15 protein-coding genes are annotated in these 12413 nt (G+C 44.1%); 10 read left to right on the top strand and 5 right to left on the bottom strand.

Annotated elements, in window-relative coordinates:
• Nucleotides 1–41 precede the first annotated feature (41 nt).
• The 5 genes from GTH24_RS17340 to GTH24_RS17315 all read left to right on the top strand — a co-directional run bounded on the left by GTH24_RS17340 (nt 42) and on the right by GTH24_RS17315 (nt 4331).
• Nucleotides 42–452, top strand: coding sequence for a DNA polymerase III subunit psi (locus GTH24_RS17340; protein WP_072069009.1), 411 nt, complete (start codon nt 42–44; stop codon nt 450–452).
• Nucleotides 421–867 carry a ribosomal protein S18-alanine N-acetyltransferase gene (rimI, locus tag GTH24_RS17335; RefSeq protein ID WP_151436106.1) on the top strand — a complete coding sequence of 149 codons (447 nt, stop codon included), beginning with the start codon at nt 421–423 and terminating at the stop codon, nt 865–867. Before GTH24_RS17340 ends, rimI begins: the two co-directional genes overlap by 32 nt.
• 1525 nt (nt 868–2392) lie before the next feature.
• A complete protein-coding gene (locus GTH24_RS17325) occupies nt 2393–2713 on the top strand; it encodes a helix-turn-helix domain-containing protein (RefSeq protein WP_000122829.1) in 321 nt (106 codons plus the stop codon).
• Entirely contained in the window at nt 2706–3920 is a 1215-nt protein-coding gene (locus tag GTH24_RS17320) for a type II toxin-antitoxin system HipA family toxin (RefSeq protein ID WP_004249310.1), read from the top strand. Before GTH24_RS17325 ends, GTH24_RS17320 begins: the two co-directional genes overlap by 8 nt.
• A 216-nt stretch (nt 3921–4136) precedes the next feature.
• Nucleotides 4137–4331 carry a helix-turn-helix transcriptional regulator gene (locus GTH24_RS17315; RefSeq protein ID WP_000127614.1) on the top strand — a complete coding sequence of 65 codons (195 nt, stop codon included), beginning with the start codon at nt 4137–4139 and terminating at the stop codon, nt 4329–4331.
• A 16-nt stretch (nt 4332–4347) separates the two neighbouring features.
• Here the strand turns inward: GTH24_RS17315 and GTH24_RS17310 are convergent, their stop codons facing one another.
• From GTH24_RS17310 to GTH24_RS17300, 3 genes are read right to left on the bottom strand one after another with little or no spacing between them, the layout of a single operon-like run.
• Nucleotides 4348–5589, bottom strand: a complete 1242-nt coding sequence (locus tag GTH24_RS17310) for a tyrosine-type recombinase/integrase (protein ID WP_004249312.1) — start codon at nt 5587–5589, stop codon at nt 4348–4350.
• 1 nt (nt 5590) lies between these two features.
• A complete protein-coding gene (locus GTH24_RS17305; RefSeq protein ID WP_004249313.1) occupies nt 5591–5860 on the bottom strand; it encodes a hypothetical protein in 270 nt (89 codons plus the stop codon).
• Between the two features lie 2 nt (nt 5861–5862).
• Entirely contained in the window at nt 5863–6837 is a 975-nt protein-coding gene (locus GTH24_RS17300; protein WP_000497807.1) for a ParM/StbA family protein, read from the bottom strand.
• Between the two features lie 482 nt (nt 6838–7319).
• On the opposite strand from GTH24_RS17300, the gene mobI reads away from it, so the two are divergent.
• On the top strand, nt 7320–7745 hold the full coding sequence (mobI, locus tag GTH24_RS17295; protein ID WP_431311716.1) for a conjugative transfer protein MobI(A/C): 426 nt from the start codon (nt 7320–7322) through the stop codon (nt 7743–7745).
• A gap of 10 nt (nt 7746–7755) precedes the next feature.
• Here mobI and umuC read toward each other — a convergent pair whose 3' ends face one another.
• Together umuC and umuD are read right to left on the bottom strand one after the other, a co-directional pair.
• A complete protein-coding gene (umuC, locus tag GTH24_RS17290) occupies nt 7756–9024 on the bottom strand; it encodes a translesion error-prone DNA polymerase V subunit UmuC (protein WP_036973679.1) in 1269 nt (422 codons plus the stop codon).
• A gap of 7 nt (nt 9025–9031) precedes the next feature.
• Nucleotides 9032–9481, bottom strand: a complete 450-nt coding sequence (gene umuD, locus GTH24_RS17285; protein ID WP_004249334.1) for a translesion error-prone DNA polymerase V autoproteolytic subunit — start codon at nt 9479–9481, stop codon at nt 9032–9034.
• Between umuD and GTH24_RS22250 the strand changes: the two genes are divergently transcribed.
• The 4 genes from GTH24_RS22250 (at nt 9480) to GTH24_RS17265 (ending at nt 12412) form a co-directional block, all read left to right on the top strand.
• The gene (locus GTH24_RS22250; RefSeq protein ID WP_156868445.1) at nt 9480–9632 is read left to right on the top strand and encodes a hypothetical protein; all 153 of its coding nucleotides are present in this window, start codon (nt 9480–9482) and stop codon (nt 9630–9632) included. The genes umuD and GTH24_RS22250 overlap by 2 nt on opposite strands.
• Before the next feature lie 488 nt (nt 9633–10120).
• On the top strand, nt 10121–11029 hold the full coding sequence (locus GTH24_RS17275; protein ID WP_004249335.1) for a 3'-5' exonuclease: 909 nt from the start codon (nt 10121–10123) through the stop codon (nt 11027–11029).
• Nucleotides 11030–11102: 73 nt separating this feature from the next.
• Nucleotides 11103–11417, top strand: coding sequence for a hypothetical protein (locus GTH24_RS17270; protein ID WP_004249337.1), 315 nt, complete (start codon nt 11103–11105; stop codon nt 11415–11417).
• 68 nt (nt 11418–11485) lie between these two features.
• Nucleotides 11486–12412, top strand: a complete 927-nt coding sequence (locus GTH24_RS17265; RefSeq protein WP_156868342.1) for a WYL domain-containing protein — start codon at nt 11486–11488, stop codon at nt 12410–12412.
• The last annotated feature ends 1 nt before the right edge of the window (nt 12413 follow it).

The following is a 12413-nucleotide window of genomic DNA, read 5'->3' as shown; positions in this document are numbered from 1 at the left end:
GATACTATGTACCGTTGTTCTACACTTGATAGGTAAGCATAATGAGCCGTAAAGACAGAATGTTATCCCAACTAGGAATTCGTCAGTGGGTACTTCGTAAGCCTGCTGTGTTAAAAGGCGAGCATTCTGTGCAATTTCCGGATACAACACGTTTACTTATCATTACTGATGATACCGTTGATCTAAATAACGGGCTTTTCTCTGATATTTTTAGCGCCATGGGGATAGATAAAAACGAAATCTATTGTATTACAACAGACGATGTGAGCATGCTCACAGAATCATTTGATCTTCCCTGTTGGTTATTAGGCACTGATCTCATTCTTCCCTCTGAATATACTTCTTTGAGAAGCCCTTCATTGCATCAATTATATTTTGATGCCGATGCAAAACGCGATCTTTGGAAACAAATCTATCAATATGAAGACCATTTCACCCTTAAACCCTGCTGATTTACCTTTAGCATGGCAAATAGAAAAATTAAGTCATTCATTCCCTTGGAGTGAAGAAACATTTTATAGTAACCAAGGAAGTCATTATTTTAATCTGAAAATTTGCATTGATAATATTATTGTAGGTTTTGCAATTACGCAATTAATATTAGATGAGGCAACACTTTTTAATATCGCAATCCATCCTGATTATCAGGGGAAAGGTTACGGCAAAGCACTTTTATTGGAACTGATTGAAACACTTGAGAAAAAAAATATCACTACCTTATGGTTAGAAGTGCGAGAATCTAATGAAAAAGCGTTCAATCTCTATGAATCTATAGGATTTAATTTCGTTTCAAAACGTAAAAACTATTACCCAACAAAGACGGGAAATGAAGATGCGATTATCATGGCTTACCCTATTTCTTTCTAAGTAAATATTCATCTAAGTTAAATTTAAAGCGCCTTGTATTGGGCGTTTTTTTTATTTTATATAGAATGGTTGAAATTTATTTTTTATTAATTTTATTTAAAAGCTATCTTAATTTTCACTTAATGGAAATTTATCAAGTTAATTTCACTTTTGTCATGCTTTCATTGTGAGATTAATGTGATTATAACGATGTTAAAATAGTGAATGATATATAAAATAAGTAAATCGAGTATTTGATTTTGTTTTAAATAAAGTGATTTATCTCTAAATATACAGAATTAAATTTAAAATAAATGTGCATTTGTTTTAAATGTTATATTCAATCCCGCTTTTAGCTGAAAATAAATAGGCTAATTCTTGGCTTTATTAGTAGCTCATCAAGTCAGTTTATAAAATTTTTAGTAAAATAGTTTTATTGTGAGTATCAATGAAACAATGTTGCTCTATAAAGCAATAGATATGATTAATTTTTTCAAACACTAGGCATCACACCCACAAGCAGATAAAATAGTAACCATTGATTGTTTATACAGACAAGATAGGCGAAAATAAGCGCCAATTAAGATTAACTTGCGAGTTGAATGTCTTTATAGTCACTTTAATTATTAGTTATATAAGTATATCAGTGCTTTACATTCACTCGTCTATCAACCAGAAGATCACCATTGATGTCTAATCCTATTTTTCAGCAAGAAGTTGCTCGTCGTAGAACTTTTGCCATTATTTCTCACCCTGATGCCGCCCAGCCTTTCAACGCTTAAAATCACCTTTCATTGCACACCACAATCACATCTCTACGTACTGAATTTAAAGGCTTTTTGTCTTTTTCTCGTTTATTTGCTTTTCAATGATGTTCAAACGTAACCTCGGAAAGTGTGTACAAACTTGAGTACAAATTCCGTTTTAGAGGCCTTTGGCGAAAATTCCATGACACAAACCTGTCTGTAGGCCTTGTGGTTACTGGGTTTGACGTAAAAAGTACTACCGTTAAAAAGAGTCTCTTTTTTGGTAAATGTTTTCTTCTGTACCAAATTACAAAATTTAATGAGGGAGTTTATTGTTGGTGTAATTTTTGCTTTAGTGTTTGTTTTTGAAGATGCTTGAAGCGAACCAATACGGTTATTTCTAATTGAGATATCAGACTTACCTTCAAATTTAGTTGCTGTGTACACCATCATTTTGCACTTGTTTTTCGACTTGTGTGTACAAAATTTCCTGTAACTGTGTACAAACTTCCTCTTTGTTGCACTTATCTTCTGGCGATTTGACGCGAGTTCTTCTGTAGCCCTTGCTGTATAAGGGCTGAGCGACAAAAGTACTTAGGGAGTTTGATGCGTCAGTTCGCGATTATCAGGGAGAGTATCGCTCTTTTGTCGATGACAAAAATCTCCTTCTACTTATATGTAATTATGTATCAGGTCATGGCTTTTGATATGTAATGGCTAATCAAATTTGTGTTATTTGAGTTGCTGTGATATGTTTTTGTATATAATTATTCTTAAGTGATGCATTAAGGCGTATCGAAATGAGCTATGTAACAGAGCAGATACTAGAAAGTCTTCGAGAAGCTCGGGTACGAAAGGGGTTTAGCCAGAGAGAGTTAAGTGCTCGTTCGGGTGTGCCTCAAAGCCATATTTCGAAAATCGAGTCTGGCAGTGTTGATTTAAGAATATCCAGTTTGATTGCACTTGCCCGTGTACTAGACCTAGAGCTATTGGTTGCACCTAAAAAGTCTGTACCTGCCATCAAGTCGATCATTCGAAGTGGCCAAGGTATTAACGGCATCAGCGATGAGGGTGAGCCAATGTCGCCCGCGTATCAGTTAGAGGAAGACGACGATGACTAACCATGTCTCTACGCTCAACGTGTTGCTCTATGGTGAACCGATCGCAACGATTACCAACGTGGGTAATGACAGAACACTTTTTGCCTTTATGGATTCGTACATTAATGACGAATCGCGGCCTGTGTTAGGGCTTGGCTTTAAAGATTCGCTCGGTGGCCTGCTGACTAGCTTCAAACCTACCCAAACTAAGTTAACCCCGTTTTTCTCCAACCTTTTACCAGAAGAAACCATGCGTAATTACCTGGCTGAGCGTGCTGGTGTGAACCCAGCACGGGAGTTTTTTCTATTGTGGGTGCTAGGGCAGGATTTAGCTGGCGCGATCACGGTTGAACCGGCGGATGGTGAAGCGCTGCCACCTAATGTGCATCAAGGCATTGACGATGAAACGAAAATTGAAGCGCCGATGCGCTTCTCATTGGCGGGTGTGCAGTTGAAGTTTTCAGCCGTGCAACAGGCTAACGGCGGCTTGACCATTCCAGCAACTGGTAAAGGTGGCTCTTGGATTGTGAAGTTGCCGTCATCTCGATTTGACGCTGTGCCAGAAAATGAATATTCGATGATGGAACTGGCTCGCATGTTGGGGATGGATGTGCCAGAAACGCAGCTACTCCCGATTAACCAGATTGCTAATATTCCAGCAGGCATTGGCAAATATGGTGACAGTGCGTTTGTGATCAAGCGCTTTGATCGTGTTGATGGCCAAGCGATACACATTGAGGATTTTGCGCAAGTGTTTGGCGTCTATCCTCAAGATAAATACAAAAAAGCCAGTATGCGCAATATTGCTCAGGTTATCGGCATTGAAGGTAAAGACGAAGACATTGCAGAATTTACTCGCCGATTGGTGTTCAACACGCTAATTGGCAATGCCGATATGCATTTGAAGAATTGGTCTGTGATTTACAAAGATAAGCGCACTGCGTCTATTGCACCTGCTTATGACTTTGTTTCAACCATTCCTTATATCCCCGATGATAGTGCATCGCTGAAGGTGAGCCGTAGCAAGAAATTCAGCGATTTCACGCTGGATGAGATATCACACTTAGCGGCTAAAGCCATGTTGCCAGAAAAATTGGTGTTAGATACAGCCAAACAAACCGTAGCAGGCTTCCATGAGGTATGGGCGAAAGAAAAAGCGCATTTACCCCTTACTAAGTCAGTCATTGAAGCCATTGAAATGCACTTACGAAGCATACCGCTACGCTGAATACCTAGTAGCTAGAGCGTGCATATCGATAAAGATGGTTTAACTTAATGCGATTTTACGGCGCTTTTCGCCGTAAACTGGAAATTTGGTAAACTGCACAATGATACCGGTGTCATGATAAGGCTGATCTTCTGAACAAATCATGCATCTTTCTGACCATCAACTAGTGATGAATCAGGCGATGATAGCTTAACATTGATTTTCAGGAGAATGCAGATGACAGCAGTAGCGCACCAAGTAACCCCTTTTCTAACGTCTTACGAAGTTATGGCTCGTTACCACATTAGCTATACGACTCTCTGGCGAAGAATAAAAGATGGCAGCTTGCCGCAACCTCGCATCAACCGAAATACACGAAACAAGCTGTGGCACATTGAAGACTTGGAGGAGTATGAGAAGAAAGAGGACTGAGCCTCTTTCTTTTATTTTACTGTCCGAAACGCCAGTTGAATGGAAAGCCTGTCGGCTCGATGATGGTTTCTAGCTGTTGATACCAAACGTCGTAAGCATGACGCATTTCATCCAGGTACTGATATTGGTTGTAGATAGCATCCAACCCTTTTTTGCTGTGGCCAATCATCAACTCGGCAACTTCTTGCGTGGTGATGGCTGACATTCGCGTTCGCATCGTTCTGCGAAGATCATGCATAGACCAATGTTCCATCTCAACACCAAGCGATCTGCGAGCCCAGATTTTCACATTATTAGGAATAGTGGTATCAAAGCCATTTGTGGCAAGCTCTTCTTGTCCGTTCGCGGGAAACAAGTAGGTTGATTTGCTCATCTGCATCGCCAGTTCAATCAGCTCAATAGCTGGCTTAATCAATGGCCGCATGATCGGCGCTCCAATTTTCTCACCTTGTTTGCGGATCTCTATGGGCACTGTCCACATTGCAGATTGCAAGTCAAAGTGATGCTTTTCAGCTTGAATGAGTTCTCCCTTACGGCCTCCCAATAACAGAAGCAATTTTATGTAGATGCGATTCTTCTCAGTGATTTTTGACTCATGCAAATAGCGCCAAAGTATCCTGATCTCGTTGTCATTTAGCACCCGAGTTCGTTTGCCTTTCTTACCGCCAACCTTCTTTGCTGTGATCCCAGCAGCAGCGTTAATTTCCAAGATTTGTTCATCAATCAGCCAGTCATAGAATTTATGCAGTACAGACACTAGGCGCTCTGTGTTTGACGGAGACGACTCTGAAACCTCACGAAGACAGTTTCTTAAGGACAATTCATTGATGTCAGTTAATGGGTACTTGCCAAGTCTGGGCAGCAAATATATTTCACTGCTACGTTTTTGGAAGTGCCACGTTTTCTCCTTTAATCCTTGCTTACCGGCAGAGTCTATCCAGTCTCGAAAAATCGATTCGAAGCTTTGGTTGGCAGAATACTTAGCCCGTTCCTGCTGAAGGTAGAGCTTAGGGTTTCGGCCTTGATCAAGTACAGCCCTTAACCTATCCAGCTCATTCCTAGCTTCAGCAAGCTTCATAAGTGGGTAAGTACCTATGTCTACCCGCTGTTGCTTGCCATCGAAACGATAACGAAACTGAAAAACAATTTTGCCCTTGGGCGATACCCGAGCACTTAGCCCATCTCGGTCGGCTTTTACTACGGTTTCTTTTGCTTCTTTATTTAACCTGGCATCGAGCCAGCTAACTGATAACGCCATGTTATAAGCCCAGCCCTAGTTTTGATTTTAATGATTGTTTACGTGATTCTGCTTTGGGTTCTGGCGCTGTACTGACAGAAGTAATTTCACCATCTGGTGCATGGCCATCCACCGGTGCAGATGTCGTTGATATATTGGGTTGGCTCATGTGAATTAACCCAAAGGTGGCCAGCATCCGCAGACGCTCAGCGCGTTCCCGTGGCGGCGTCTTTTCCAATTCTTTGAGTAGTTCAGGGTGGCTCCCTGGGGGAATGTTGACGACAACTCTCATAATCAGGCCCCATAAAACCAGAAGCCTCGGACGTTCGCCAAAACAGACTGTTCCGGCACGATGATTTTGCTTCGTGAAAAAATCTCCTTGGCCGCTTCCTTATAAGCCAAGGCTCCACCTCCGGCGATCAATACCAAGTCCGCATTGATGCTTTCGTCGCGCATAGATTGGCGCATGGCTGTAAGAGCAACAGGCGCTACCTTTTTCATGGCAGCATTCAGATAAGGTGAAATATCGACTTTTTCTCCAAATAGCAGGACCTGCAAGTCGCCTGTTCTCATGGCTTTTTCAAGTCGATCCATACCTACTTTGGCACCGTGATCTTCTGAAATCAGCTTATCAATGGTTTCCAGTAGCACGGACATTGCCTGAAGGCTGGTTCCTGAAGAGCTGTAGCGAATTTCTCCGGCCTCAAGAGCAACCCAATCAACAGAAAAGAAGCCGGGGTCTATGACGACGACGCGACCTTCTTCAATCAAGCCCAAATCACCACCTGTTTGAACCAGATCCATATAGGCACCGGCAGGCTGCGGCAGCACTTTGACGTCATGAACGGTGATGCTGCGCTTTGGCGTCACTTGATGGACACCTTTTAAACGCTGTACAAGGTCAGACTTACGTTGTGGTTCATGAAACTGGGAAACCGGTAATCCAGTGACAACCAAATCGATGGACTCAGTTTCAGCCATTAACAAGGCGGCATGAAAAAGCGCCTTATAGGTTTTTGTGGTGGGATATTCTGGGTGAAGTTCCCGTTCCCAACCTTGAAGGCGTCCAGCAGGCACACCAGCGGCCCAACGCTCATTATCGACAGAGACATACAAACAAGTTTCATCATCGCCTCCACCGATACGCTCCGGCATACGATCCGCTGGACCGGCACCCGCAGGTAGAATAATGGTTTTCGGTTCACTACCTGATTGGCCAATTGCCAGCTTCAGGTTTGAGTAACCGATATCTACGCCTAGTACAAACATACTTATCTCCTGTGCACTCAAAGTGCTCTAACGGTTTTCAATCAACCGCGCTGTTCACGCTTGGGCATTTCCAAGTGCTCTGGCGGTTCACTCAAATGTCATTATCAGGATTCGGTGCACTGGCGGTGGGCAGAAAGGTGACAAATCCTTTCATCTATCTGCCTATTGCATTTTCGCAAAAGTATGAGAATAGGCTCTGTTTGGCGGTGGATGACTGAGCCAAAAAAATCGAGACGCCAAACGTCGTTTGCATTCTGGCCTGAACTCGCCAAACGGTTTGTATCTTCATGGCGATACGTCTTTTCAGGCATTTATATGTGAAATCGGGCTGTATCCCTTGTCAGGTATGGGATTGCGCGAGTTGATTTATATCGAGACGCCAAACAGTGATTGTTACGGCAGTTTTACGTTTGGCGTTTCGATCCAAAAGCCAAACGGATAGTAGTTTTGGCTTTTGGGGTTAATTGGATGGGGAAATTGGTTTGGTAGAAATCGTCAATGAACAATGGAAATCAGAAGTATCAAATTTATTGCAGCAAGAAACGGACAGGCTAAAAGCGCTGGCAAGAGCTGAAGTTGATGACTTTTGGGTTACCCATTACAAGGTTCGTGAGAATGAGCCCTTTAAAGACTGGGGGCTGCTTGGTGTCCGTATCAGAGACTTTAAGTATGGCTTTGGCATAGAGTGGTACATCAACAGCTTTTACGGTCAACGAGGTAAGCGCGTAGTCTTTAGTAAAGGACTGCGTATCTCAAAGACGAAGCTGAGATACTCATTTTTGGACTGCCAAGGTTTGGCCAAAGAATGGGAGTTAGCGCTGGCTATGGAGAAAGAGGAATTTTTCAGTGATATTCGACGCCAGGTTGATAAGCTCAACATGCTGCGTCGCAGAGTGAATGCCTACTGAGTTAACTGCGCTACTTAACTCGCGGTAATTGGTCCCAGCGTGTTGTATAAGCGGGAGATAAATGCTCTCGCTTCATCGACCAATCTTTCTTCGTACCTTGTCCAGCAAAGAAAACCTTTCCGGCACCGCTTTGGTTAATGGTGTCCAATACAGACATTAACTGCTGGCTATTAGAGCGGGTCGATACGTCATCGAATAGTCCTGGTTGAAACATACCAGGATCGTAAAAGTCAGACAGCATGACGCCCGCTTTGGCATAACGAAAACCATCCTTCCAAATCCGCTTGAGTAAGTGATTGGCCAGCTCGATAAAGTCCCGCGTATCGCAACTGGGGATCAGCAACTCACCCGATGCAGAGTTGCTGTACTGCGGCTCGTTGTCCTTAAAGGGGCTGGTACGTATAAACACGGTCATCACTTTGGCTTGCTGCTGTTCTTTGCGAAGCTTCTCCGTGGCGCGGGTTGCGTATTCGCATATGGCTTCACGTAAGAATTCAAAGTGCGTCACTTTTACGCCAAATGAACGGCTACAGACAATTTGTTTCTTAGTTGGCGGGATCTCTTCAAGTTCAATGCACGACTCACCATTGAGCTCTCTGACGGTTCTCTCTAAAACCACCGAAAACTGGTCTCTGATGGCTCTAGGTGAGGCATTGGCTAGGTCTAAGGCTGTAGTGATACCCAACGCATTTAATCGCTTAGAAAGCCGCCTACCAACGCCCCAAACATCATCAACCGGGACTAATGCGAGCAATCGACGTTGCCGATCTGGATTGGTCAGGTCTACAACCCCTTGAGTAGCGGGATATTTCTTAGCGGCATGGTTAGCCAGCTTGGCGAGTGTTTTAGTCGGTGCAATGCCTACACAGACGCTGATCCCAATCCAGTGACCTATGCGCTCTCGCACTTGTTGTCCGAACTCGACAAGAGATATGGCAGACTCAATACCGGTTAAGTCCAAAAACGCTTCGTCAATCGAGTAAACCTCTACTCGTGGTGCCATCTCTTCCAAAGTGCGCATCACTCGACTGCTCAAATCTGCGTACAGCGCATAGTTGGACGAGAATGCCAAAATACCATGGCGCTGCATTTCAGCTTTGATCTGAAAGACGGGTACGCCCATTTTAATACCGAGTGACTTAGCTTCACGTGACCGTGCAACCACGCAGCCGTCGTTATTGGACAGCACCACAACCGGTGTATCTTTTAAATCAGGACGAAACAGCTTCTCACAACTGGCGTAAAAGTTGTTGCAGTCCACCAAGGCAAATACAGGCATGGGATCGTCACGACTTACGGCGCATGTTTCGCACCACATTGGTGACCACACCAAATATCTCTAACTCTGTCCCTTCAGGAATATGAATGGGCTCATACGCCTGGTTTCTTGGGATCAGCTTTACGCACGGCCTTAGTTGAAGTTCCTTTACCGTGAGTTCACCATGGATTCCCGCGATGACAATGTCACCGTGTTCTGCTTGGACAGAGCGATCAACCACCAAAATATCATCTGGGTGAATCCCAGCATCAATCATTGAATCACCTTCAACACGCACAAAGAATGTTGCAGCTGGTCGCTTGATGCACAGCTCGTTGAGGTCGAGCGTTTGCTCAACATAATCCTGCGCTGGTGAGGGAAAACCAGCAGAAACACGTTCCATGAACAATGGAATACGAAGGCGCTTGGCTTTGATGAAGGCAAGTACGCCGCTACGGCCTATCAGCGAGACACTCATGACGAACCTCGAAAAAATAGAATTAATACTGTTTGTTTATACAGTATCTAATGCTATGCTGATTTCTACAAGTAAAATTGTAGGTAAAACTGGTGTTGTTCGAGTAAGACGCTGTGTTGTCGGTGATTTATTTTTTGTGTTGAAAAACTAGATGTGGGGATAGCTCGCCCTCGTCAAAGCCTGCAAGGCTTGGACAATACTGCTTCTGCCTACTGCTCTTGTTTCTGTTACTGATCCTGTTACTGCTACTGGTTAACGCATGGGTCAAGTAACCGTCAGACAAGGCTTGTTGAACCCTTTGCAAAGGGTTTAAAAACAGTTAGTAAAATTCTGCTTCGTATTGAATTTACTGGCTTAAAGCGAAGTCAGGAGCATCTTTAAAATGCTCAGTCGAACTCAGTTCAAGCCTTTTTCAACCGTTTGAAAAGGGGTTGGCTAAGCCATACGTAAAGGGTATCGGTAAGGGTTACCTAAACGGTTTGGCTAAGGCTTTCTGAAAGGCTTAGCCAAAGCCTTCATACATGGGTTCACCCAGTAGAAAGATTAAAAAAACGCTGAGGTATCCAAGGTGCATTTTGTACAACCTGTGGCACAGTGAAATAACCCAAAGCGAACAACAGAATTGAAGAGGAACCATCAATGACAAGAGCCCCTGCGCCATTTCCGCTAGAGCGCCTCGCGGATATCCCAGAAAGACCAGAAGATTTTAGATTGCTGGAACGCATTCCTTTAACGCGTGAGCCGCAGTCCTGGCCACTTGAACTTTCTCCTATGGTCGGTGATGAACAGCCGATGGTGCTGCTCGATACAGAGACAACCGGACTGTCTGCCGATGACGAGTCCATTATTGAGCTTGGTATGGTTAAGGTGCTTTACAGCCCCTCTGCTCAGCGGATTGTGTCGATTGTTGATGTGATCAGCCTGTATGAAGATCCCGGCAAGCCAATCCCCGAGCTGATTACCGAATTAACCGGTATCACTGATGAGATGGTGCAAGGCCAGCGCATTGATGATGCTCTGGTAGCGAGTTGGTTATCCGATGATCCGCTGGTGGTTGCACACAATGCGCAGTTTGATCGTCCTTTCTTTGAAAAGCGGTTTGCCGCATTAGGCCATCTATCTTGGGCCTGTTCAGCTAGCGGCATAGATTGGAAAGCACTGGGCTTTGAAAGTCGGAAACTTGAGTACCTGCTGCTTCGCTTAGGTTGGTTCTATGAAGGACACCGAGCTGCAACCGATTGTTTGGCGATGGCCTGGTTGTTTCAATTGTTGCCCGAGTCCGTTGCAAACTTGTTGTCTGAAGCAGACAGGCGAACTGTGTTAGTTCGTGCGTTTGGTGCGCCGTTTGACGTAAAGGACTATTTAAAAGAGCGTGGTTACCGCTGGCATGACGGTGTTAAAGGTGCCAACAAACATTGGTGGCGCGAAATCAGCGAAGACGAGTTGCCGCAGGAACAAACTTACCTGGATGATTTGTATCATCGTGGCTCAGAACATGCCCACTATGACTACAAAGATGCCCGCAATCGATTTAAAGCTTTGTCATAGCCCCTTGCATATTTGAAAACCTCTGGAAAATGGAAAGTGAACTTATGGTTTAACCAACAAGAGGAATCTTTCCATGTACCAAGACACCTACATTGAATACTGGGGCGAAATCTTCGTCTCTGCCCGCATCATTGAATTTGGCATCACGTTCGAGCGCTTTCTTAAAGATCCATGGAAGCATTTGATGTCCTGTGGCCAAGAGTCTGCCCCAGACGCGATTGCTGAAGGGATGCTCCCATTGCTACCAGCCCAGGCAGAAGTTGCTAGGCGTGTTCGAGAGAATGAATTGCGTCAGTTGGCATTCCAGCGTGAGCTTCTATCAAGGCCAGAAAAGAAACATTCGAACAATATCAAGCCAATTTTTATAGCCAACAAGACGACTTGTTGATACTATGAAACCTAATGAAAAACAGTAGGTTGCTTGATGGCATTCAATCGATGGCTTCCTAGTTTTAGATGATTAGGGCTTGTCCCAAATGGATTGAGAGGTTGACAGTGCAAGACAACACTGGACTTGAAGAGCTTAGCCAAGCACAGAGAGAACGACTCGCTCATATTGATTTCACTTTGTTATTTAAAGGTGAAGCTGGGCGGAGTTATTTAACCGAGCGCTTTAGCGTAGCGCCGTCTGTGGCAACACAAGATTTTGCGCGGTACAAAGCGTTGGCTCCTAACAACGTTATGTATGACGAAAAGCGCAGAGTGCACTTGAAGACGAGCACATTCCAGCCGTTGTTTGATTATGACATTGTTCGAACGCTTGCGACGATAAGCCAAGGGTTCGGTGATGGCTTTCTTGGCAAGGTTAGGCCACCTATGGCTTGTGAAGCACCATTTCATCTCAATAAGCCGAAATTGGAAGTGGTAGCGGCGGTTAGTGAAGCCATACATAAACGCGCGGTGATTAATATTGAGTACACCTCATTGTCGAGTGGTCATGGGAGCAGGCAAATAGTTCCTCATACCTTGATTGACAATGGCTTGAGATGGCATGTCCGAGCATTCGATAGAAAGCATAGAGAATTTAGGGATTTTGTGTTAACCAGAATAAGTGAAGTTGAGTTGTTAGAAGATGAGGTTAACGACGAAGTTGAGACTCTTCAGTGGGATAAGCAATGGAACCGAATCGTTGAACTAGAGCTGATACCTCATCCAAAACTAGCACATCCAGAAGCTGTATTGATAGACTACGCAATGGAAAACAATAGGTTGCGTGTAGAGATAAGAGCTGCGTTCGCTGGATATTTACTGCGTTTATGGAATATCGATTGTTCAAAGAATAGCAAGAGCAATGGGCGAGAGTTCCATTTAGCACTTAAAAATCCAGAAGCACTATACGGCGTTGACAATGCTGCACTCGCTCCTGGATATAGCGAATCGTGAG

Origin of the sequence: Proteus vulgaris (assembly GCF_011045815.1) — a bacterium.
GTDB classification, from domain to species: Bacteria; Pseudomonadota; Gammaproteobacteria; order Enterobacterales; family Enterobacteriaceae; genus Proteus; species Proteus vulgaris_B.
This window is presented reverse-complemented; position numbering and strand designations above follow the sequence as displayed.